The sequence below is a fragment of the Streptomyces sp. NPDC046122 genome, assembly GCF_056429965.1.
The window spans coordinates 748,454-769,204 of the sequence record NZ_JBWKLQ010000003.1 but is presented as its reverse complement, the minus strand read 5'-3'; the positions used below and the strand labels follow the sequence as shown (position 1 = coordinate 769,204).

The 20,751-nt window shown below is 69.5% G+C and carries 20 protein-coding genes and 1 pseudogene; 9 read left to right on the top strand and 12 right to left on the bottom strand.

What is annotated here, in order from left to right:
• The first annotated feature begins 246 nt into the window (after window positions 1-246).
• Both AC07FK_RS12860 and AC07FK_RS12855 read left to right on the top strand, forming a co-directional pair.
• The gene (locus AC07FK_RS12860; RefSeq protein ID WP_479104907.1) at window positions 247-585 is read left to right on the top strand and encodes a hypothetical protein; all 339 of its coding nucleotides are present in this window, start codon (window positions 247-249) and stop codon (window positions 583-585) included.
• A 1,330-nt stretch (window positions 586-1,915) separates the two neighbouring features.
• The gene (locus tag AC07FK_RS12855) at window positions 1,916-2,521 is read left to right on the top strand and encodes a hypothetical protein (protein ID WP_479104906.1); all 606 of its coding nucleotides are present in this window, start codon (window positions 1,916-1,918) and stop codon (window positions 2,519-2,521) included.
• Here the strand turns inward: AC07FK_RS12855 and AC07FK_RS12850 are convergent.
• The gene (locus tag AC07FK_RS12850; protein ID WP_479104905.1) at window positions 2,462-3,448 is read right to left on the bottom strand and encodes a GNAT family N-acetyltransferase; all 987 of its coding nucleotides are present in this window, start codon (window positions 3,446-3,448) and stop codon (window positions 2,462-2,464) included. The two genes, AC07FK_RS12855 and AC07FK_RS12850, sit on opposite strands and share 60 nt — an antisense overlap.
• Window positions 3,449-3,501: 53 nt before the next feature.
• Here AC07FK_RS12850 and AC07FK_RS12845 point away from each other — a divergent pair, with 53 nt between their 5' ends.
• A complete protein-coding gene (locus tag AC07FK_RS12845; protein WP_479104904.1) occupies window positions 3,502-4,167 on the top strand; it encodes a TetR/AcrR family transcriptional regulator in 666 nt (221 codons plus the stop codon).
• An 88-nt stretch (window positions 4,168-4,255) separates the two neighbouring features.
• Here the strand turns inward: AC07FK_RS12845 and AC07FK_RS12840 are convergent, their stop codons facing one another.
• The 4 genes from AC07FK_RS12840 to AC07FK_RS12825 form a co-directional block, all read right to left on the bottom strand.
• Complete coding sequence (locus AC07FK_RS12840; protein ID WP_479104903.1) at window positions 4,256-5,221, bottom strand: hypothetical protein; 966 nt, start codon at window positions 5,219-5,221, stop codon at window positions 4,256-4,258.
• A 277-nt stretch (window positions 5,222-5,498) separates the two neighbouring features.
• Window positions 5,499-5,930, bottom strand: a complete 432-nt coding sequence (locus tag AC07FK_RS12835) for a hypothetical protein (protein ID WP_479104902.1) — start codon at window positions 5,928-5,930, stop codon at window positions 5,499-5,501.
• A 393-nt stretch (window positions 5,931-6,323) separates the two neighbouring features.
• Complete coding sequence (locus AC07FK_RS12830) at window positions 6,324-6,605, bottom strand: hypothetical protein (protein ID WP_479104901.1); 282 nt, start codon at window positions 6,603-6,605, stop codon at window positions 6,324-6,326.
• A gap of 300 nt (window positions 6,606-6,905) precedes the next feature.
• Window positions 6,906-8,792: an ABC transporter ATP-binding protein gene (locus AC07FK_RS12825; RefSeq protein ID WP_479104900.1), complete on the bottom strand. Its 1,887-nt coding sequence runs from the start codon at window positions 8,790-8,792 to the stop codon at window positions 6,906-6,908.
• A 207-nt stretch (window positions 8,793-8,999) separates the two neighbouring features.
• Here AC07FK_RS12825 and AC07FK_RS12820 point away from each other — a divergent pair, with 207 nt between their 5' ends.
• Together AC07FK_RS12820 and AC07FK_RS12815 are read left to right on the top strand one after the other, a co-directional pair.
• Window positions 9,000-10,367, top strand: a complete 1,368-nt coding sequence (locus AC07FK_RS12820; RefSeq protein WP_479104899.1) for a S1 family peptidase — start codon at window positions 9,000-9,002, stop codon at window positions 10,365-10,367.
• Window positions 10,368-10,687: 320 nt separating this feature from the next.
• On the top strand, window positions 10,688-10,900 hold the full coding sequence (locus tag AC07FK_RS12815; RefSeq protein ID WP_479104898.1) for a hypothetical protein: 213 nt from the start codon (window positions 10,688-10,690) through the stop codon (window positions 10,898-10,900).
• Between the two features lie 99 nt (window positions 10,901-10,999).
• On the opposite strand, the gene AC07FK_RS12810 is transcribed toward AC07FK_RS12815, so the two are convergent.
• On the bottom strand, window positions 11,000-11,581 hold the full coding sequence (locus tag AC07FK_RS12810) for a TetR/AcrR family transcriptional regulator (RefSeq protein ID WP_479104897.1): 582 nt from the start codon (window positions 11,579-11,581) through the stop codon (window positions 11,000-11,002).
• Window positions 11,582-11,680: 99 nt separating this feature from the next.
• Between AC07FK_RS12810 and AC07FK_RS12805 the strand changes: the two genes are divergently transcribed.
• The 3 genes from AC07FK_RS12805 to AC07FK_RS12795 all read left to right on the top strand — a co-directional run bounded on the left by AC07FK_RS12805 (window position 11,681) and on the right by AC07FK_RS12795 (window position 13,165).
• Window positions 11,681-12,130: a VOC family protein gene (locus AC07FK_RS12805; RefSeq protein WP_479104896.1), complete on the top strand. Its 450-nt coding sequence runs from the start codon at window positions 11,681-11,683 to the stop codon at window positions 12,128-12,130.
• A 466-nt stretch (window positions 12,131-12,596) separates the two neighbouring features.
• Window positions 12,597-12,824, top strand: coding sequence for a hypervirulence associated TUDOR domain-containing protein (locus AC07FK_RS12800; RefSeq protein ID WP_479104895.1), 228 nt, complete (start codon window positions 12,597-12,599; stop codon window positions 12,822-12,824).
• The gene (locus tag AC07FK_RS12795) at window positions 12,824-13,165 is read left to right on the top strand and encodes a DUF3140 domain-containing protein (RefSeq protein ID WP_479104894.1); all 342 of its coding nucleotides are present in this window, start codon (window positions 12,824-12,826) and stop codon (window positions 13,163-13,165) included. Before AC07FK_RS12800 ends, AC07FK_RS12795 begins: the two co-directional genes overlap by 1 nt.
• 172 nt (window positions 13,166-13,337) lie before the next feature.
• On the opposite strand, the gene AC07FK_RS12790 is transcribed toward AC07FK_RS12795, so the two are convergent.
• The 3 genes from AC07FK_RS12790 to AC07FK_RS12780 form a co-directional block, all read right to left on the bottom strand.
• Window positions 13,338-13,703: a VOC family protein gene (locus AC07FK_RS12790; RefSeq protein WP_479104893.1), complete on the bottom strand. Its 366-nt coding sequence runs from the start codon at window positions 13,701-13,703 to the stop codon at window positions 13,338-13,340.
• Between the two features lie 179 nt (window positions 13,704-13,882).
• A complete protein-coding gene (locus tag AC07FK_RS12785; protein WP_479104892.1) occupies window positions 13,883-14,464 on the bottom strand; it encodes a hypothetical protein in 582 nt (193 codons plus the stop codon).
• A gap of 395 nt (window positions 14,465-14,859) precedes the next feature.
• The gene (locus AC07FK_RS12780) at window positions 14,860-15,546 is read right to left on the bottom strand and encodes an esterase/lipase family protein (protein ID WP_479104891.1); all 687 of its coding nucleotides are present in this window, start codon (window positions 15,544-15,546) and stop codon (window positions 14,860-14,862) included.
• 553 nt (window positions 15,547-16,099) lie between these two features.
• On the opposite strand from AC07FK_RS12780, the gene AC07FK_RS12775 reads away from it, so the two are divergent.
• The gene (locus AC07FK_RS12775) at window positions 16,100-17,518 is read left to right on the top strand and encodes a DEAD/DEAH box helicase (protein WP_479104890.1); all 1,419 of its coding nucleotides are present in this window, start codon (window positions 16,100-16,102) and stop codon (window positions 17,516-17,518) included.
• Between the two features lie 591 nt (window positions 17,519-18,109).
• On the opposite strand, the gene AC07FK_RS12770 is transcribed toward AC07FK_RS12775, so the two are convergent.
• The 3 genes and pseudogenes from AC07FK_RS12770 to AC07FK_RS12760 form a co-directional block, all read right to left on the bottom strand.
• Complete coding sequence (locus tag AC07FK_RS12770; protein ID WP_479104889.1) at window positions 18,110-19,510, bottom strand: hypothetical protein; 1,401 nt, start codon at window positions 19,508-19,510, stop codon at window positions 18,110-18,112.
• 118 nt (window positions 19,511-19,628) lie between these two features.
• Window positions 19,629-20,240, bottom strand: a pseudogene (locus AC07FK_RS12765) (ATP-binding cassette domain-containing protein); the annotation flags it as partial.
• Between the two features lie 172 nt (window positions 20,241-20,412).
• Window positions 20,413-20,751, bottom strand: coding sequence for a winged helix-turn-helix transcriptional regulator (locus AC07FK_RS12760; protein ID WP_479104888.1), 339 nt, complete (start codon window positions 20,749-20,751; stop codon window positions 20,413-20,415).

The following is a 20,751-nucleotide window of genomic DNA, read 5'->3' as shown; positions in this document are numbered from 1 at the left end:
TCCGACGGTCTCATCGAGCCGACGTCGCAGTACGCCCAAGTTGTCAGGATCTGCGTCCCGTGAATGCCCTTCTCCTTATTCCTGACCTCGAAGAAGACTGGTCCGTGCTGATCCCGCTCTCCTTCCAGCGCAGTGGGGACGGCCGGGAGTGCGCCGGGGCGGCTACCGCTCGATGGGTGAGCGCCGGGGCATGGCGACATGAGCGTCGCCGACGGGGTTAGTCATATATGTATGACAACGAACTCGTTGGACACGCAGGAAATGACGGTCGGAGTGCGCAGCTACGGCGATGCCGAAGAGGCGCACCGGCGCCTGGAGGCTGAGGCCGCCGGGCCCGCTCAGCAGACGCAGTACGCCCGCGGAGCGCTGGCGGGGTATCTGTGGGCGCTGGGCCGCGGTGAGCCGGCGCCGATCACCGCGCGGGCGACGGACGGTGCGCCGAGCCTTCAGGTGCTGACCGCAGAGGTGGACGCCGCGACGGTCCAGATGGAGGACTCGACCCAGCGCACCGTGCCCCGCGACTACATCCACGGGGTACGGGACACCCTGGCTTGGGTGTGCGGGCACCACGAAGACCGCCCCTGACCGACAGGTGCAGATGGGGTCGTCGCGGCGGAAGCTGCGGGTCCTCGGGTCACCTCGTAGGCATGTCGGCCCGGCCGGTCGAACTCGCGCGCGTACCGGGCCGGCCGGTCGAAGACGTTGGCCAAGAAGGTCATGCCGAGGGATGCCGGTCGGCCCAGCTCGTGGCGAGCCGCCACGGACCTCGGATCGCGCCTGTCCGTGAGGCGCGTGGAGGGGCCCTGGTGCCGTACCGGCACCAGGGCCCCGAAGGAACTGCTACACCATCTGTCGGCGCTCATGCTGCGCCGGCCTTCTTTTTCCGCGGGCCAGGCCTGAACGCTGCCGGGTGCGCGGGGATCGCGGATGCGTGACCGGAGACCACCTGCCTATCGATGTCCTGCGGTACCCGGACTCAGTCCTCGTCCGGGCGATCCTGATGGCGGTCAACTCCTCCGTTCTTCCCTCTGAACCAATTGCATACTGCTGGTACTTCCGCGACCTCTAACAGCGCCGCTCTTCGGCAGCCAGCCCCGTCGCCCGTCGTGCGTCTGCTCTGGCTTAGAACCCCACTGCCGAACTTCCCGGTACGCGCGCCCGCAGCGAGACGCCTTTACCGAGGAACTACTGAAACCACGCTGCTGGTACTGCTCACGGCGGCCCCTGATCACTGCGGGCCACCCGGTCCGGCCGTCAGCTCCGTCGCCATCCTGCAACCGCTCCGGCTTCGGAACTCCACCACCGCACCGCCCTGCGAACTGCGACTGAAGCGGTTACTACTGCCCGGCAGTTCATCTCTGCCGGGCCTTCTCGATCTTGGCTACGAGAGAAACCATAACCACAACACCACCCAATGTCTACTCCAGCCAACACAGATTTTCGCGTGTCTGGCAGCAAGGTAGTCATCTGGAAGCGGAGCCAGTACAGGGTCGCCCATGCAGGCCCAGCGCCGCGGGGCGGAGACGTCGCAACGGCGGGCTCCGGCCGGAACCGTACGCGACGGCGTGATCCCGCATTCCGACCTGGAGCTTCGCGGCCCTCTTGCAGGTAGCGCCCTCGATCCCTGCCTCGTCTGCTCCACCGTGGCGATGCCGGTCGCCTGTCCAGGTACTGGCCGACCTTCCGGTCCGCGCAGCCCGGTGGCAGGCGCAGCGCCGGGCCGACGTGCACGGTTACGGCGTACGGAAGGGAGCGCGAGCCCAGGCGGCGTGAGCGTGCGCGGCGTGGACCAGGCGGTCAGGGCGCCGGCGGCGAGGCGGGCCCGCTCATGGCGTGAGGCCCTCCGGTCGTTCCCGCGAGCGTCGCCACCTGGCATTCTGGTGAGCGTCCTGCCCGCCGACTCGAAAGGTTGCCCGTGGCGCAGCTTGTCCGGCGGCAGCAGGTCGACGCGTACGTGGGGCACTTCGGGTTCGGGTTGCAGGATTCCGACGATGCGGCCCTGCCGCTTCCGTTCCCCGACGACTTCCATCGCGGCGTTTTCGTCGGCACCCATGCGGGGCGTCTCGACATCACCAGTGGCGGCCACACCCACACCGCTACGGTGGACGTCGAGGTGTGGGACGCGGCTCCGCCGCCGCAGGACCCGGCCGACTGGGACGAACAGGCCGAGGCCGATTTCGAGTCGAGCAGTGGGCAGCTCGCGGTGTGGTCCATGCACACGGGCCGAGCGGACGACGTCATCAAGCTGGCGGAGTCCGGCGGCTCCTGGCGGGTCCGCGTCAGCTGCAGCGGCAGAGCCGAAGCAGCCGCCTTGTCGGAGGGCGAAGGCAGCGGCGTCGGGGTGGAGTGCTACCTCATGCAGTTCTGGCCAGCCGACACACAGGTGCCCGCGGGAGTCGGCGTATCGGAGGGCCGCCGCTTCCCTACAGCACAGGTCGAGGTTGAACTGGTGCAGCCACAGTCATTCCGAAGTGGTTGCGGTCACGTCGTACCAAGCCAGCGAGGCGATACGCCATCCTGACGGGGTCCGGAGGAACTGGGTGGTCTTGTGGCCGGCGCCCTCGAACCAATCCCCCTGGTGGATGCCGGACTTGCGGTACTCGCTGAACCGGTGCGCGATCGACCCGAAGATCTCGGTTCTTTCGGAGACCTCCCATTCGGAGAACTCCGTCAGCGTTCCGTCCGTGAGCATCTTCTGCCGGGGCTCGATGAACGCGTCGAGATCGTAGATCACGGGCTCGTCCCCGACGTTCGCGATGATCCTGCCCCGCGGGATGAACACATCGCGGATGACGTCGAGATCCGGCCGGTTGCCGCCGGTGTTGGTGAAGGCGCCGACGAACACGCTCATCAACCGATCGATCTCGGCCTTGGCGCAGGACCCGGATGATTCGAACGTCTCCCGGGAAGGCGGCCATTCCTCGGAAAGGACCGACCAGACTTCGCTGTCGTGGCGCACACCACGGTGTGGCGAACGCCGCCGCAGCACCCCTTCACGGGTCATGCCCAACCGGCGTGCGACATCGACGCTGCGGATGTTGCCGGCTGCGACCCACCACTCCACACGGCTCATCCCGCGGGTCCGGAAGGCCCAGTCGATCAGCACCCGGCACGCCCGGGTGACCAGGCCCCGCCCCTCCCCGGCCCGTTCCGTCCAGCATCCGATCTCGCACACCCCGGAGGCGCTGTCGAAGCGGGTGAACATGACCCCGCCGACCAGTGTGCCGTCCAGCCAGATGCCGTAGATCCGGCCGGTGTCCTGGGCCGTACGGTCGGCATAGCGCTGGAGGGTGGCAGCGGCCGAATCACGGTCGGTGCTGAATGACGCCCAGGGTATCCAGGGGTCCACGGTGTCGCGTGCGCGGTCGATGTGGGCGAGGAACTCCTCCGCGTGCCAGGGCTCAAGGGAGCGGAGTTGGGCTTGGTCGCCGAGCGGCACGGTGAACATGGGGGCCTCGCTCTCGGGATGCGTAACAAGCGTTCGGTACGTAAGCTAACAGCATGCCGCCCGCACCCGGAGACCGAGAAGCCCGTCGCAAGGACGTGTCTGAGGCGGTCTGGCGCATATTGGCCGAAAAGGGGTTCGGTGGCCTGACCCTGCGTGCGGTCGCCGCCGTCATGGACGTATCGACCGGGATGCTCATGCACTACTTCCCGACGAAACGGGCCCTGATCGATCACGCTCTGGACCTGCTGGAGCAGCGCACCGCCCAGAGGCCCCGCCGCACACGTCCCGCCCCGGGCCTGGCCACCGTGCGCGCCACACTTCTGGACATTCTGCCGCTGACCCCGGGCGACACCGCCCGCAACCGCATCTGGGTCAGCTCCTGGGACCTTTCCCTCGCCGACGACAAGCTGGCCGGCCAACAGGCCGACCGATACGCCCGGCTGCGCTCCGCCATCAGCCCTCACTTCGAGTCAGCGCGCGACCTCGGCCAGCTGCCCGCGGACGCCGACCCGGAACAACTGGCCGCCGCTGCCGTCGCCTTCACCCACGGCCTCGTCGTGCAGGCCCTCTTCGACTCCGGCCGATTCCCCGAGGACGTACAGATCACCATGCTCGACGACTTCCTCGCTTCGACCGCACTGCCACGTGTCGCCGACGACGGCAGCCGACCCGCGCCTATGCCTGCCAACGGCCCTGAGGAGCAGCCCCCTCCCCCGTAACGTGATCAAGCGAACGGAACCAATGCGGCTTGTGCTTGGCACGCCCCTGGTGAAGGTTCACGCGGGCAGGGGGCGTCAACCGGAGGTGTCAGCGTCCCAGAGCCGTACGGAGCGTGAATCCGTGGTCGCGCCGCAGCCGGTACAGCTCCCAACAGGACAGGGTCGTCACCGTGAGCGGGGCACCAAGGATGAAGACCGTTCGGACATCCGTCGGGACCTGGCCGTAGGCCCCGGTGATCACGTCCAGGAGCGCCATCTCCCACACCAGGACGCCGGCGAGGATCGGCGGCAGCACCTCGTGGATGTCGGCGGTGCGGAAGACGTGCACCAGCGACAGTCCGATGCCGTAGAGGGCGAAGCCGATCGACCACAAGCACAGCACGACGATGACGATCTTCCCGGGCAGTCCCACGGCGTCCCGCAGACCCGCCAGCTCCGGTGCCATGGCGAGGGCACCGGTACCCATGGACGCCATGATGGCCACCACGGAACCGAGCGGGCGCAGAGCCCGGCGCAGGTACAGCCGGCGCAGTCCGTTCCGCGCGGCTGCCACGAAGGCGCCGACCACCACGGGGAAGGTACAGACGAGTACCAGGACGCTGGACCAGCTCTGGTCGAGGCGTTCGCTGGCCACGCCCCGAACGCCGGCGGCGCTCGCGACGGCGTTGTAGGTGACCGTCAGGCCCACCCAGGCGACAAGTCCGAGCCCGGTCCGCCACAACTGGAGCTTACGAACCGCCCGGTCGTCGACGATCCCGGGGCGTGACGGGCGGAAGGTCCGCCGGGCGGCGTACAGGGGGTTGCAGAGGCCGCGCAGGATCTTCCGGGCCCGCGACGGTTCCGCGGGGGGCGGGACCGGCGGGTAAGGCGGCGCGTACGGGTGTCCCGGTGGCGGGCCGGGCTGGTAGTACGGGTATCCCTGCGGCGGGTGGGGCTGGTGGTACGGGTACCCCTGCGGGAAGACCGGTGGAGCAGAGGGGTGTCCCGGCGGCAGGTTCAAGGCGCCGCCGCCCGCCGGGGCACCGTACCCGCCGCCGCTGCCGTAACCGCTCATGCCACGCTCCCCCGATGTCCTGCACGGTCGCCCCCGGCATCCTAGGCCCGGTGTCCTGCCCACTGCGGGGCCGGTCCGGCCCGTGCGGAGCGGCGCGAGGGAGACCTCCTCGGCCGCTCCCGGTCCTCCTGGTCGAGTACGTCCATGCCGGCGGCGTCAGTTCGTGTTCGCCGGACACGATGTCCCTCTCGGTTCAAGAAGGACCCCGATGCACACGGAGAAGGCCAAGGTCGAAACAAGTGAGCTTTCTCCGCGCGCCGGTTGCACGCTCACCGGGTCAAGGCCGCCTGTAGGGGCGGCAGAGCAGGTCCTTGAGGTTGCCGTCGTCGAGACAGACGCGCACGAGCCCGGCCCCGCCGCGGACGTCTGCCGGAACGGTGAAAATGAAGGTCTCGGTCGTGCCGCACGCCGTATCGCCGGCTGCGGAGCCATTCGAGCCCAGCTTCACCGTGTCGGCGGCGTTGTAGGTGTACGCCCAGGTGCGCCGGCAGTATTCCGGGCCGGCCGCGCTCACCGACTTGTGCGTCCCCTGCACGACGACCGAACGGTTCTGCCAGGTCAACGTGCCCTTCGTCCATGTGTTCCCGACCGGGACGTAGAACTCGGTGACCGGGTAGGCAGCGGCCTGAGCGTGTGCGGCGGGAGCCCCCAGTAACGTGCCCGCGGTCAGCACGGTGGTACCGAGGGCAGCGGCGAGTCGAGTGCGCATGCGATCTCCAGAGGTGAGCCGGTTGTGGCTTCACATGCTGCGGGATCCGCGCACCCGCGGCCCAGCTGTTAAGTCACGGCTTAAAGGGGGGCCTTGGAGCCGTGCGCTCTCTCCTGCTGGTTGCCTGAGCCAGGACGGCCATTCGGGTGGGGATGTCCTCCTCACCGATGACCGCCACTGGCGGAAGTAGGCAGGGCCCGTTTCTCTCTCCGCAAATCCAGGCTGGAGTAGGTCTCCGCCGCGGCTCCGATGGTCGCGGCGACGCATGTCCGTGGGAGGTCTTCCGCCGGGAAGTGAATGCGTAGCACCGACTGGCTCCCCACCCTGCCACAGAGCGCCTCTGCGCACACCAAGCATGCGGACGGCGTAGGCAGCCCGCTCAGGCGAGTGGTCTCACCTGAGCGGGGGCCACGTCGGGACGACGCAGATCTGCTCTCCATGAACGTAGATGCAGACTGGGCGGGGCTCATGAGCCATGGACGTATCGTCCTGGCCGCCCGAAGACACGTAGATCTTCGCATCGATCTCGAGTCGGCCGCCGTCGCCTGCCGCCCTCTTCTCAGACGCGATCGTGAGGAGCCTTTCGATCAAGGTACGACCGAAGAAGTCCGGGGTCTGGATGTGGGCGAGACTCTCGCGCAGGGTCTGATCACGAGCCGCTCGGGTTTCCGTCATGGGAACAACCTCTCGATCGCGGCGCCCTTCCGCGGTTCACAACCCCGGTCGAGCGCAGAGGGGGATGCTGCAGGTGTGCTTCACGCACCCGGACGCGAGGACGTCACCAGCGGTGCCCGCGTCACGCTGCCCACTCTTGGGCACCTCCCAGCGCTCCGCCCCTCGAGTGCGCCGTTCGATGCACTGGCCGGCGGTGTCGCGATACACCCCCGGCGGTGGCTCGGCGCGACAAGTACCGCGCGAGGCGGAGATCCGCGCGACATGGCCGGGCTGTGAGAGTGCGCCGCGGCGCGGGCGGCTTCAGTTCGCCCGTGCCTCTTCCAGGTCCGGGCGCTCGAACTGGGTGCGGTGCAGTTCCTCGTAACGGCCTCCTGCCGCCAGCAGCTCGGTGTGCGTGCCGCGTTCGACGATCCGGCCGTCCTCGACGACCAGGATCAGGTCGGCCGCCCGTACGGTCGACAGGCGGTGGGCGATCACCACGGCGGTACGTCCCTCCAGCGCCTCGGCGAGGGCCTCCTGTACGGCCGCCTCCGACGTGGAGTCGAGGTGCGCGGTCGCCTCGTCGAGGACGACGACGCGCTGGCGTGCCAGCAGCAGGCGGGCGATGGTGAGCCGCTGCCGCTCGCCGCCGGAGAGCCGGTAGCCGCGTTCGCCCACGATCGTGTCCAGGCCGTCGGGCAGTGAGGCCACGAGACCGTCCAGGCGGGAGCGGCACAGGGCGTCCCGGATGTCGTCCTCTGTGGCGTCGGGCCGGGCGAGGAGCAGGTTGGCGCGTACGGACTCGTGGAAGAGGTGCCCGTCCTGGGTCACCATGCCGAGGGTCTGACGGATCGAGTCGGCGCTCAGGTCTCGTACGTCGACGCCGTTCAGCCGTACGGCCCCGGAGTCGGCGTCGTACAGTCGCGGCAGCAGCTGCGCGATCGTGGACTTGCCGGCGCCGGAGGAACCGACGAGGGCGACCATGTGGCCCGGTTCGGCGCGGAACGAGACGTCGTGCAGGACCTCGGTGCCGCCGCGCGAGTCGAGCGTCGCTACGTCCTCAAGGGAGGCGAGGGAGACCTTGTCCGCGGACGGGTAGCCGAAGGAGACCCGGTCGAACTCCACGGACACCGGCCCGTCCGGCACCGGCCGGGCGTCCGCCTTCTCGGCGATCAGCGGGCGCAGATCCAGGATTTCGAAGACGCGCTCGAAGCTCACCAGAGCGCTCATCACCTCGACCCGTGCGCCGGCGAGTGCGGTCAGCGGGGCGTAGAGCCGGGTGAGGAGCAAGGCGAGCGCGACAACGGCTCCGGGGTCGAGGCTGCCGCGCAGGGCGTAGAAGCCGCCGAGTCCGTAGACGAGGGCCAGCGCCAGCGCGGAGACCAGGGTGAGCGCGGTGATGAACGTGGACTGGGCCATGGCGGTACGGATGCCGATGTCGCGCACCCTGCGGGCGCGGGCGGCGAATTCGGCCGACTCGTCGGCCGGGCGGCCGAAGAGCTTGACGAGGGTCGCGCCGGGGGCCGAGAAGCGCTCGGTCATCTGGGTGCCCATGGCCGCGTTGTGGTGGGCGGCCTCGCGCTGGAGCGCCGCCATGCGCGTGCCCATCCGGCGGGCGGGCACGACGAACACCGGCAGCAGGACGAGGGCAAGCAGAGTGATCTGCCAGGAGATGCTGAGCATGACGGCGAGAGTCAGCAGCAGGGTGACGAGGTTGGAGACCACGCCGGAGAGGGTGTTGCTGAAGGCGCGCTGGGCGCCGATGACGTCGTTGTTGAGACGGCTGACGAGCGCACCGGTCCGAGTGCGGGTGAAGAAGGCGACCGGCATCCGCTGGACGTGATCGAAGACCGCCGTGCGGAGATCGAGAATCAGCCCCTCGCCAAGGGTGGCCGACAGCCGCCGGGTCAGCAGACCCAGCCCTGCCTCGGCGACGGCGATGACCGCGATGAGCAGCGCGAGCCGGGTGACCGTTTCCTCCTCTCGGCCCCGGACGATCGCGTCGACGACGCTTCCCGCGAGCACCGGCGTGGCGACCGCGAGGAGGGCGGTCACCACGCTGAGCAGCAGGAAGCGGTAAAGCTGCCGGTGATGCGGCCGGGCGAACCGGGCGATGCGGCGCAGGGTGGTCCGGGAGACGGGCCTGCGGTCCTGATTGGCGTTGATCGCGTTGTGCAGCGATGTCCAAGCGGTGACTTCCATGTCCATGGGCGTGACGCTAGGACGTCAAGCGGACTCGAGGTCAATCCCAATCCTCGTTCCTGACCGCATTTCCACAGCCAATTTTTGACACGCCGTCAGCTCAAATGTGCGCACGCGATGAGAACAACACGCGCCTCCTGCGTATCAAGAGGCGGACGCGTCCCCCGGGTGCCCACCGGCAACCGGCTCCATACCCCTACAGGAGGCGGCGAGTTGAGTCACAGGCGAATAACCAAGCGAAAGGCCGTGCTGGCGGGAGCGGGGGCGGTCGGCATTGCCGCGGCCGCCGTCCTGCTCCCGCAGGCCTACGCCGGGCAGGAAGGGGTCCGGTCCGACGCGTCGGCCCCCCGGCAGATGAGCGCGGCCGCCGCGGCGGAACTGCTCCAGCAGCTGGGCAAGCAGCTCGGAGAGTCGTACGGCGGCGCGTACTACGACGCCGGCAGGCAGCAGCTCGTCGTGAACGTCGTGGGCGACGACAACGAGATCGACGTGCAGGTCAAGAAGGCCGGCGCGGTACCGAGGAGCGTCGACAACAGCGCGAGCGAGCTGAACGCGGCCAAGAGCGCACTGGCTCGCAGGGCCACCGTCCCGGGCACCTCCTGGGCCATCGACCCGAGAAACAACCAGGTCCTCGTCACAGCCGACCGCACGGTCACCGGTGAGCGCTGGGACAAGCTCGAAGCGGCGGTGAAGAACCTCGGCCCGGGTATGGCCCGGATCCAGAAGTCCGGGGGCGAGTTCAGGACGTTCCTCGAAGGCGGCGACGCCATCTTCGGCGGCGGAGCGCGCTGCTCACTCGGCTTCAACGTGACCACGCAGGACGGCAGTCCCGGCTTCCTGACCGCCGGCCACTGCGGTGTGGCGGCCGAGCAGTGGTCGGAGGCAGCCGGCGGCGCGCCTATCGGCACCGTCCAGGAAGCGGTGTTCCCCGGCGCGGGCGACTTCGCGCTCGTGACGTACGACGACCCTGCCACCGTGGCCCCGAGCGAGGTCGACACAGGCGACGGCCAGAGGGTGGCGATCGCCCGGGCCGCCGACGCGGCGGTGGGCCAGAACGTCATACGGATGGGCAGTACGACCGGCCTCAGCGACGGCCAGGTCACCGGGCTCGACGCCACGGTGAACTACCCGGAGGGCACGGTGACGGGCCTCGTCCAGACCAACGTCTGCGCCGAGCCCGGCGACAGCGGAGGCGCGCTCTTCACGGCAGACGGCAGCGCGATCGGACTCACGTCGGGTGGCAGCGGAGACTGCACGGCGGGCGGCGAGACGTTCTTCCAGCCGGTCACCACGGCGCTCGAAGCGGTCGGCGCCCGGATCGGTGACGGCGCGGGCAACGGCGCCGGTGACGACAACGGTGCGGACGGGGCCCAGGAGAACGGCGGAGCCGGGGGCGACGCGGGTGCCGACGACGGCGCCGGTGCGGAGGACGGCGGCGGCGCGGACGACGGCGACGTACAGGCCAACACCGGTGCGGACGCCGGTGGGCAGGGCAACGGCGACGCGGAAGACGCCGGCGCCGGCGGCGAGGCCCCGCAAGGCGACGCGGTCGGCGACAACGACGGCGGCCTGCGCAACTGAGGCGATCCGCCTCCTCCACCGGGCAGCACGGCGCCGTCCGGTCGTGTCACGGTCCACCGTGCGCGGCGAGGACGGCGTCGGCCGAGGGTGGGGGCGATTGCCCGGTCGCGGGACGCGGACGTCCAGCCCGCGTCCGGGCGCGTTCCAGACCACCGACATCTGCGACCTGGCCCGCACGGCCGCCGGTCTCGGCTCGGGCGAGCTGCTGTCTCCGTCCTCGTACCAACAGCTGCTGAAATCGGGGACGGTCGGCCTGTCACGCCACCCGCAAGTGTCCGGCGACCGCCTGTCTCGCGAACACCGATACCACCCACTACGGCATGGGCGTGGTCGTGCTGGGTGACTGGATCTCCCAGCACCCTCTCTTCTTCGGCTACTCCGCCTCCATGGACTACCTCCCGTCCGAGCCCCTGGCCATCGCCGTCCCGACCGCGCAGGGCCCCACCGCCACGGACGGACACACCGCCCACGTGATCGCCCAGCGCATCGCGGCGGCCATGGACCCCGGGCACCCCATCCCCGACTTCGGCTGACCGCGACGCCGGCTGACCGACCACAACCACCGCGCGACGCAGCCCCACGCCCCCGGCACTCCGCGTGCCGGGCCCCTAGCCGAGTGTCCGAGCGGGTCCTCAGGCCGGGGTGCGCAGTCCCACCAAGAGGCGGTCGAGCGTCTGTTCTGCGGCTTGCGGGTCGCCGCCCCGCGCGATCCAGAGCGCGGCCTCGTTCATCGCCCCCGAGAGCAGCCGGGCCAGGGGCTCGACCGGCTGATCGGCGATGATCCCGCCTGCGGCGAGCGCCGTCAGGGCCTCTACGAGGTGCCGGCCCGAGGACTGCTCGTCCATGGTCCGCCACTCCTCCCAGCCCAGCACGGTCGGCGCGTCGACCAGCAGGATCTGGCGCACCGTCGGGTCGGTCCCCGCGGCAAGGAAGGCCCTGCAGCCGGCGCGGAGCTGCTCCCAGAGGTCCTCGTACCGGTCGGCCGCGGTCGCGACCCGCTCGCCCAGTTCCTGCTGGACCTCCGCGACGACGGCCCGGAAGAGCCCCGCTTTGCTGTCGAAATGGTGGTAGGCGGCCCCCTTGGTCACCCCGGCGGCCCGCGCCACATCGGCCAGCGCCACGTGGTGGTACCCGTCGGCGCCGAACCGACGCTCCCCTTCGACCAGCAGCGCCTGCCGCGTGGCCGCCCGCTGCTCCGCCCGGTTGACCGCCATCGCGCACACCACCCTTCCATTTCGCGTACCAGGGGTATGCTAACGCCACGGTTCACATACCCTGGGTATGTGAAATGGACCCGAAGGACACCCTCTGCCATGACGGACGACCGCACGCCCATGCCGACAACCGAACTCGGCGGCTTCTACCCGGTGCTCGCCACCCGGGACGTCGCGGCCTCCCGCGACTTCTACACCCGCCACCTCGGCTTCGAGGTGACCTTCGAAGCCGACTGGTACGTCAGCCTGCGCCGCCCCGATGCCCCGCAGTACGAGCTCGCCCTCCTGGACCACACTCACCCGACCGTCCCCGAGGGCCACCGGGGCGCGCTCGGGGGCGGCTTGCTGCTGAACTTCGAGGTGGACAACGTGGACTCCGAGCACCAGCGGCTTGTGGTTGAGGCCGGCCTGCCCGAAGTCCTGTCACTGCGTACCGAGGAATTCGGCCAGCGTCACTTCATCGTCGCCGCCCCCGACGGTGTGCTGATCGACGTCATCACCGTCGTCCCGCCCAGCGAGGAGTACGCGACCCAGTACACCGGCGCCTGATTCCCGGGGCGCGGACCTCAGGTGCGGCACCAGTAATTCGGTGCAGTAGATGCTGCGGTTGTTCCAGCGGCTCTTTCGGTCGCCGTTGTTCCGCCGGTGCGCGCGTGCGTATCACCCACACGGCCCGCGCCCTGAAGTCCTGTCACCCCGGGCTCAGGCAGCCCCTCACTCCCGCCGCCGTCCACGAATGCCGCAGCGGCCGGATGATCAGCGGGTGCGTGAGCGGGCGAACCGCAGGAACCTGAAAGCATGACTGACCCCCGCGTACACCCGAGAGCCCATCCGCCGAAGGCTCGAAGCTCGACTTCCCAGGCTGCAAGAACGCGCGGATGAACTCTCCTGGGGGCACCCAGGTTCTTTGGTGGGCTGACCGTAGCCGCGTTGTCATCCGCCTCACCTCTTTGTCCGTGTGAGCGCCGGGCGAAGTCACGTCGGAGCGCACAGCCCGAACCACGAAGGGAAACCCATGTCGAAGAAGGACGATCCGAGCAAGGGCGACAAGGTGTCGTGGAAGAGCCACGGCCAGAACGTTGCGGGCAAGGTCAAAAGGAAAATCACCGACCGGACCCGGGCAGCAGGCCGAACCGTCGACGCCTCGAAGGAAGACCCGCAGTACGAGGTGGAGAGCGGCAAGTCCGGCCGCTCCGCCGTGCACAAGCCCGGCGCCCTGCGCAAGAGGGGACGGCACTCCTGATGGCCCCGAACCAGAAGGACGACCGCGACGGGACCCTGCACGCGTTCAAGGAGGCGGTCAACATGACCGCCGGACAACTGGAGAAATGGCTGGCAACCGACGACTCGAAGAGCGTCGGACAGAACGATGGCGGCGAAAGCGTCGGTCACGCATCCGGCAGGCGCATCATCCAACTCCTCCACACCAAGAAGGACGACCTGAACGACGACGACCTTGCGCACATGCGCAAGGTCACCGGCTACGTCCACCGCCACATCAAGCAACGCCCCAGCGGCGACATCACCGACACCAGATGGCGCTACTCACTCATGAACTGGGGCCACGACCCGAAGAAATCCTGACCGCCTCAGACACGGCCGCCGGCGCTGCGCCGCAAGTCCCCGGCCTCTTCAGCAGGCACGCACCGTATTGCTCCAGGCGAGGCGGCAGCGCCCGCGCTCAGGTTCTCCGCGCCCGGGCTTCTCCCTTGGCCTGAACAACGCTGTCAGGAGACAGGCGGGCGGTGGCGGTAGGTCACTCCGGAGGCTGGCCGACGAGATCGAGCGGAGCGCCACCGAAACCGATGTCGTTTCCGTCCGGATCTTGGTACGTCACCTTGCGCACGCCATTCGAGTAGGTCTCGCGATTCGTGGGCTTCAGGCCCCGATCGGCGATGCCGGCGACTCGGATGTCGAGGTCGTCGACGAAGATGGTGTGCACGGCGTGGCCGGCTCGCCCCGGACGGAGCTCGATATACACATACCGGTGTTCCGCCAGTTCCCACACCGCCTCCGTCTCATTGGGGACGAACGTCGGCGGGGAACCGAGCAGCCGCTGATACCAGGCCAGCGCCGCTGCGTAGTCGTTCACGGGGATGCCTGCGAACAGGTCGACGGCCATGACGCCATCATAGGACCAGCTTTGCCCTCCATGGCGGCCCGACTCACGCGCCACGTGTCGGCTGCCTGCTGTCGAGTACGGGGGCGGTACGCGCGCGTCTGCGAGAGTCCCTGGCGCTGCTCGGCTCTGCCAGTCGGTCCGCCGTGAGGGGACCACTGTGGGGCGGACCCCCGGTCCGTTCAGGGGGTGAAGACCTGGTCCAGGGTGTCGATCTCCGCACCGGGGCCGATGTGGTAGCGGAACACGAGCCCCTGATCGGGGTGGGAGACGAGCCAGTCGATCAGGTTCTGGAGAGTGATCTTCTTGTTCTCGGTGCTCTCGACGATCGGGGTGACAGCCGTGATCTTCGCATCCTCCGCGATGGGGATGAATGTCTCCACACCGACTGTCTCGAAGGGTGCACCGTCGGTGTCGGGCGCGCCACAGCCCCAGTTGCCGTGCTTGACGATGAGGCTGTGGAAGCCGCCCTCGGGGGTGTAGCGGTTGACGGCGATCTCGTCCGGCGAGATGGGCATCTTGTGGTCGCAGGTGGTGCTCGGCGCGGGCGGCTTGGGCTTCTCCCCAGCCGGCATCGTTGCCGAGCCGCCGCCCAGGGTGGGCTTGACGGCCGTGGAGGGCTTCGCGGCCGGTGCGGTGCCCGTCGGGGCGGCGGCGCTCGCTCCCGGGGCGGGGGTGACAGGGCTGACCGAGGCGGAAGGCGTCCCGTCGGCGGCCCCCTTCGCGGTACCGTTCTCCGCCTTGCAGCCCGTCAGGGCCAACACCGCGCAGAGGGTCAGTGCAGCCAGCGACCGTCTTCGAGCCTCGGGGCTTCCGCCGCCTCCGCGCATGATCTTCTCTCCTTCTGACAAGGCACCGCTCACCGGACGCCGTTGAGGTCTGACGTCAACGTAGCGCGGGCCGGCACCGGAGGGCAGTGGCCGGATCTCGTTCGTCACCAGGCCGGGATCAGGCTGTTGCCTGATCCGGAAAAATGAGGCCACCGCCCCGTCCGCCGAGAGTTGGTGGCGGTCGATCGTGCGGACGGTCCACCGCGCACCAGTCGCACGCGCACGGCGATTCCCGTCAGGGCCGGCCCCTTGCGTTCGCTGGTGCTGAAGTGTGCCGTGGTGTCGAGGAGGAGAGAAAGGCGTCGCTGCCGTGTCACCCGACGCGCTGATCAGCTATTGACGTGGTCCCGTACCTGCCCGTACACCGTCTCGTCGGAGCCCAGGGCGTTGTGACCCAAGCAGGCGGTCCTCGTGTTCGTCGCGCCGCTGAGGGCGACACTGCTGTCCGGATTGATGACCGCGTCGCACGGCGACCACCACGTGGCGTACCGAGGACTGCCGGGTGTCTCGTCGCCCGAGTTGAGCTCCCCGAGAAAGGCCGACCCGATGCGCATCTCCACGCAGGAGGCGTCGTAACACCCGTTCGCCCAGTCGGTTCCGTGATTCGGGCCGCCCAGCGAGACCCATGCGTCGATCTTCTGACTGCCCCCGAGGTTCTTCGCGTAATAGCGGCTCGACAGCCCGCCCATGGAGTGCGTCACGACATCGACCTTGGACGCTCCCGTGGCGGCCAGCAGCCGGTCGACCTCCGTGACGATCTGCTGAGCGGTGGTGGCGTTGGACTGCCGGGTGTCGTAACTCCACTGCCGCAGGTGGGTGGACGGCCAGCCGTCCGCTCTGAAATCACCGGCCATGGCGTTCCAGTACGAGCCGGACGAGTTGTAACCGTGAACGAACAGAATCGGGTTGCTGGCGGGACCGAAGGTGGAGGTTCCGGCGACCGCGTGGGCCGGGGACACAGCAGCCGAGGTGAGCAGGAGGCTCACCAGGGCAGTGGGAAACACACTCTTCTTCATGGCATGCCTCGCGGGGAATCGGCGTCCGTGGGGGGCGGCGCACGAGGAGGCTACTGGCGAGTAGACCCAGTGAGTCAAGAGGTGTGCAGAGATTCCTCTTCGCCTGTGACCTGCAGCGTTACGCTCCATGCTGTAGCGATATTGGCCGGGAGGGCGTGCGGGCGCCGTGTCGGAGCCGGACCCTACTCAGTCCTCCTCCCGTTGAAGCAACATGCTGCGTCCGCTTGGCCGCGGGCCGCTCCCCCACCTCGAGGGCATACGGCTCGGCATGTCGGCGGCACGGCCCAGCTCCTGGCGGTCGAGCCGGTAGCCGGAGGCCACTGCTCACAGCCAGGTCGCCGACGCGGGTGAGTATCCGGAGGGCAGTACGTCCCCCCTTTCCGATCTTGCGTGAGTACGCCTACACGTCCTTCGTTCTGCGCACAGGTCGGCCGGACCTTCGGGCCTCCGGTCGCCCGCTGGTAAAGTCGGGGGACGCTTCAACCGCCGGGGACGGTACCAAGAGGTACCGTCCCCGGCGCGTTCCGGGCGCCTGACCGAGGAAGGTTCCCCCATGAACGCCATGACGCCCGCTCCTGGACAGCCTCGTGCCGACGAGCCCAAGCGGGCGACTGCGCCACGGGGAGACATCTCCACCCCGTCGTCGGTCACTCCGGGCCTGCCGCCGGCCGAGTCCTTCGACGCTCTCGGCCTGCCGCCCGAAGTGCTGAAGACAATGATCGGCCTCGGGGTGAAGGAGCCTTTCCCGATCCAGGCGGCCACGCTGCCCAACGCGCTGGCCGGCCGGGACGTCCTCGGCCGCGCGCAGACCGGCTCCGGCAAAACGCTCGCTTTCGGGCTCGCGCTGCTCGCCCGGACCGCAGGCCTGCGAGCGGATGCGAAGCGGCCGCTCGCCCTGATCCTGGTGCCGACCCGGGAACTCGCACAGCAGGTGAGCGACGCGCTGGCGCCCTACGCGCAGGCCTTGCACGTACGACTGGCGACGGTGGTCGGCGGGCTGTCGATCAACCGGCAGGTGGCGCTGCTGCGGTCCGGCGTGGACGTGGTCGTCGCGACGCCGGGCCGGCTGGCCGACCTGGTCTCGCGCCGTGACTGCCACCTGAATCAGGTGCGGATCACCGTGCTGGACGAGGCGGACCAGATGTGCGACCTGGGCTTCCTGCCGCAGGTCTCGGAGATCCTCGACCAGGTCCGCGCCGACGGGCAGCGGCTGCTGTTTTCGGCCACGCTCGACCGCAACGTGGACCAACTGGTGCAGGGCTACCTGCACAACCCGGTGCTCGCCTCGGTCGACCGGGTGGCGGCCTCGGTGACTACGATGGAACACCACGTTCTGCACATCCACGCCGCCGACAAGTACGCGATCGCTACCGAAATCGCCGCCCGCGACGGCCGCGTACTGATGTTTCTGGACACCAAGGCGGGCGTGGACCAGTTCACCCGACACCTGCGGGCCAGCGGCGTACCGGCTGCCGCACTGCACAGCGGGAAGTCGCAGCCGCAGCGCACGCACACGCTCGCCAAGTTCAAGGACGGCGAGATCACCGTGCTGGTGGCGACGAACGTCGCGGCGCGGGGCATCCACATCGACGCTCTCGACCTGGTCGTCAACGTCGACCCGCCGGCCGACGCCAAGGACTACCTGCACCGTGGCGGCCGCACGGCGCGCGCCGGGGAGTCCGGCAACGTGGTCACCCTCGTCGCCCCCAACCAGCGGCGCGATGTGAACCGGATGATGAGCGACGCCCGCATCCGGCCGACTGTCACACATGTCCGGTCCGGCGAGGAGAAGCTGACCACCATCACAGGGGCCAAGCGCCCGCCGATCGAGGCCAAGAACAGCGGCGGCAACGCCCCCTTCCGCGGCCTTGGTACCCGTCCGGGCCGCGCGGCGAAGGAGTCCCGTAAGGCCGCAGAGTCCCGTAAGACAGCGGAAGCCCGCGCGGCGGCCCGCATTCGCAAGGGACGCTGACTCTGGGACGGGCCTGCCGCGGCGAGACGCGTCGCGTGCCCCTTTGCGTGGCGGCACCGCGCGGGCCAGCCGTCGACTTGGCTTTGCAGGGCAGTCGCCGGGACAGTACGCGCGCCTGGGAACCGTCCCGCGGACCTGGGCGAGCGTCGGCTCTCCAGGCGACCGCACACCATCCACGCTCCATCAGTCAGCCGCGGCAGCGTGGTGACAGAAGTGGCTGCCCGGGATCGGTCAGCGCTGACGAGCCGTCTCCCGCTGCTGTCACCGAAGTTGAGGACCGAGGCCGGCGAGGCGCCGATGGCGTTTCAGCGAGCCCGCCGGTGCTGGCAGTACATCGTTCGGGAAGACGCTTGGGCCGGTTTGGGTGGCGACCGCCGGTGACCTGGGTGCCCGTGGTGGGCAAAGCGGCCGACACTGAGTTCGGCCCGCTCGCCGCGGACCGAGTAGCAGCTGTGTCCCTGCAGCCGTCGTTGACTACAGCAGCAGTCCGCGCGCCCGGCCGTGCGGCTGGGCGTCGGCTGGAACTCCGTGCTGGTACAGAACGGTACGGATACGGGCGGGCGCGCATCGCTGTCACCGACCGGTGAGGGGTCAGCCCTGCCCGGACGCCGTGACGGCCCCGCGCTCCGCGCAGTGTGGGCAGCGCTCGCGGCCGTCCCACACGGACCAGCCGAAGTCGGACGGGGCGAGGGCGTGGCCCTCCAGTTCCTCGCGGACGGCCTCGCGGTAGGCCCAGACGGCATCCAGGTAGGGGTGGTAGACGTCGTGGAACGCGGGGGCAGAGATGCCGGCGCCCGCGGCGACCGCCTTCCGGAGGGCGCGGAGGCGTTCGAACATGGTCTGCCCGGCGCCCGCGGTCCGGGCGCTGGCCTCGATGAACAGGCGCTCGCGCACCTCGTAGATGCGGGCGTCCGTCAGCGCTGCGCGACTCGCCTCCTCCAAGCCGGTCGCCCCGGCGCCGTTCTGCGCGAGGCGGCGCAGTTCGGTGTGCGCCGTGCCCGCCGCCGCGATGAACTCCGTGTAGACGTCCCGGCGGCGCGCTTGAACGCCGCGGCGGTGTTCCTGGCGGGTGCGCGGGCGGTCGGCCAGCACCGTACCCGCTATCGCGATCAAACCGCCGCCCAGCGTGGCGACCAGCGTTCCCCACTGCACCCCGCGCCCCCAGCCCGTGTCCCGGGTCAGGCGCGTCCTCCGCGCCACCCCGGCCCGTTTCTTCCTCAGATCATGCCCGACGGGCGAAGCCGAGCGCGCGCTCCCGGCGCATGCCACCAAAACCCCCCTGCGCAGGGGGCGGTATTCCGGAATCGGTGAGAGGGCCGCAAAACCGCGTGGGTCAACCATAGAGCCGCAGGTCACGAAGTTTGCTCTCCGCGCACGCGGGGACGGTCCGACGATTGGCCACCTGGCCCGCGTGGAGATGGATGGGGGACGCACCTGAAATCCGAGGTGCGGCAGCGGATCTTCCTGCCACGGACGGCCATCTGCTGGAGCTGCTGCGCCGCCCCCCCGGTGCCGTCTCGCGTACGACCACGTCACCGCGGTCAGCAAGGCCGGGACGGCGAACAGCGGGGCGAAGGCGAAGCCCCAGACAACCTGTGCCGTGTCGCTGGACATGTACGTCTGGCTCTCGACCGTGAAAGCGACCACGAGTTGCCACAGTGCCAGCAGGACAAGGACGGCCGAGACGGCCCAGCCCAGCGCGGTGAGAGTGCGGGGTCGCAGCGGCCGCCACCGGTCGCTGACGAGCAGCAGCGGGAACAGCGCGCCAAGTTCGGTCAGCACGGAGAGGCCGACGACGTACGCGACGCCCCATCCCGGGATGTCGAAGACGTCGCGCAGCACTCGGTCGCTGTAACCCACATACACACCGGACGCCATGGCGATGCGCCACAGGCCGGACGGGGCTGCGCACAGCGCGACGGCGTGAGCGGCGCGGCGGGCCCAGACGGGCGCGGGAACGGGGGCAGGCACAGGAGCGGTCGCTGATGTCATGACGTACATGCTGGTTGTGGTCAGGGCAGCCGCGCTTCGTCCGCCGAGGCGGACCGTCTCCGCCCTCCGGGGGATGCACCGCCCCACTGCCGGAGGAGGTCCTTGTACGAACGAACCGTCACATCGGCGGTGTGGAGCGGGTCGTCGCCGGCCGCAGCATCTGTCCGGCGGCCAGTTCGCGGTACACGGGGCTGCTGATGAGCAGTTCCTCGTGGCGTCCGACCGCGACGGTGCTGCCCTTGTCCAGCACGATGATCCGGTCGGCGTGCTGGACCGTGGACAGCCGATGGGCGATCACCAGCACCGCGCACTCCTGGGCCACGTCCCGCATCACACGGGTGAGCGCCGCTTCGTTCACGGCGTCGAGGTGGGACGTCGGCTCGTCGAGCAGCAGCAGCGACGGCCGGGCGAGCAGGGCTCGGGCCAAGGCCACCCTCTGCCGTTCGCCCCCGGAGAGTGTGCCGCCGCGTTCGCCGAGCAGCCCGGACAGTCCGCCGGGCAGCCGCTCGACGACGCCTGTGAGCTGGGCGAGTTCGACCACGCGCCGGACTTCGGCCTGCGAGGCGTCGGGGACACCGTACGTGATGTTGTCGCGCAGCGTGCCCTGGACCACGTGCGTGTTCTGGTCCACCACGGCGATGCGTGAGCGGCACTCCGCGCGGCTCAGCTCTTCGGCCGGCCGGCCGTCGAACAGCAGAGTGCCGGAGTCCGGTTCGTAGAATCTGCCGGCCCGAGGCAGCCGGAGGAGGTACGCCGCCCCGGAACCGCACGGAGCCGCCGGGGCGCACTGCGCCGTGGCAACCACGCATCCTTGCTCACCTAGGCCGCCTGCCTTGCTCGCCCCTGCGTTCCCTGCCCGAACGGCCGCATGTGGAAGCCGCCGCATGCGAGCGCCCCACTCGTCAGGCGTCGAAGCGGCGGCGGGAGGCGTCGATGCGTCCGAGGTACTGGTGAGTCCAGTCGCACATGACGTGGACGGTCGCTCGCAGGGCTCGGCCCGGTTCGGTAAGGGTGTGCTCGACCCGCGGCGGCACGGTGGGATTCGCAGTCCGCTCGACCAGTCCGTTGCGCTCCAGCATGCGCAGGTTCTGCGTAAGCATCTTGTGACTGAAGACTTCCACTTCTTTCCGCAACTCGCTGAAGCGAAGGGCGTCTTCTCCCAGGGCCTCGATGATCAGGAGCGCCCACTTGTTGGCGACGTCCAAGAAGATCTCCCGCGCGAGAGAGTAGGCACGCGTCAT

Excerpts from the sequence above, each read along its gene's own strand:
- AC07FK_RS12805 (WP_479104896.1), top strand. The coding sequence starts at position 11,681 with ATGACGGACGACCGCACGCCCATGCCGACAACCGAACTCGGCGGCTTC.
- AC07FK_RS12790 (WP_479104893.1), bottom strand. The coding sequence starts at position 13,703 with ATGGCCGTCGACCTGTTCGCAGGCATCCCCGTGAACGACTACGCAGCG.
- AC07FK_RS12775 (WP_479104890.1), top strand. The coding sequence starts at position 16,100 with ATGAACGCCATGACGCCCGCTCCTGGACAGCCTCGTGCCGACGAGCCC.
- AC07FK_RS12810 (WP_479104897.1), bottom strand. The coding sequence starts at position 11,581 with ATGGCGGTCAACCGGGCGGAGCAGCGGGCGGCCACGCGGCAGGCGCTG.
- AC07FK_RS12850 (WP_479104905.1), bottom strand. The coding sequence starts at position 3,448 with ATGTTCACCGTGCCGCTCGGCGACCAAGCCCAACTCCGCTCCCTTGAG.
- AC07FK_RS12835 (WP_479104902.1), bottom strand. The coding sequence starts at position 5,930 with ATGCGCACTCGACTCGCCGCTGCCCTCGGTACCACCGTGCTGACCGCG.
- AC07FK_RS12825 (WP_479104900.1), bottom strand. The coding sequence starts at position 8,792 with ATGGACATGGAAGTCACCGCTTGGACATCGCTGCACAACGCGATCAAC.
- AC07FK_RS12780 (WP_479104891.1), bottom strand. The coding sequence starts at position 15,546 with ATGAAGAAGAGTGTGTTTCCCACTGCCCTGGTGAGCCTCCTGCTCACC.
- AC07FK_RS12800 (WP_479104895.1), top strand. The coding sequence starts at position 12,597 with ATGTCGAAGAAGGACGATCCGAGCAAGGGCGACAAGGTGTCGTGGAAG.
- AC07FK_RS12815 (WP_479104898.1), top strand. The coding sequence starts at position 10,688 with ATGGGCGTGGTCGTGCTGGGTGACTGGATCTCCCAGCACCCTCTCTTC.
- AC07FK_RS12845 (WP_479104904.1), top strand. The coding sequence starts at position 3,502 with ATGCCGCCCGCACCCGGAGACCGAGAAGCCCGTCGCAAGGACGTGTCT.
- AC07FK_RS12830 (WP_479104901.1), bottom strand. The coding sequence starts at position 6,605 with ATGACGGAAACCCGAGCGGCTCGTGATCAGACCCTGCGCGAGAGTCTC.
- AC07FK_RS12795 (WP_479104894.1), top strand. The coding sequence starts at position 12,824 with ATGGCCCCGAACCAGAAGGACGACCGCGACGGGACCCTGCACGCGTTC.
- AC07FK_RS12840 (WP_479104903.1), bottom strand. The coding sequence starts at position 5,221 with ATGAGCGGTTACGGCAGCGGCGGCGGGTACGGTGCCCCGGCGGGCGGC.
- AC07FK_RS12770 (WP_479104889.1), bottom strand. The coding sequence starts at position 19,510 with ATGACATCAGCGACCGCTCCTGTGCCTGCCCCCGTTCCCGCGCCCGTC.
- AC07FK_RS12760 (WP_479104888.1), bottom strand. The coding sequence starts at position 20,751 with ATGACGCGTGCCTACTCTCTCGCGCGGGAGATCTTCTTGGACGTCGCC.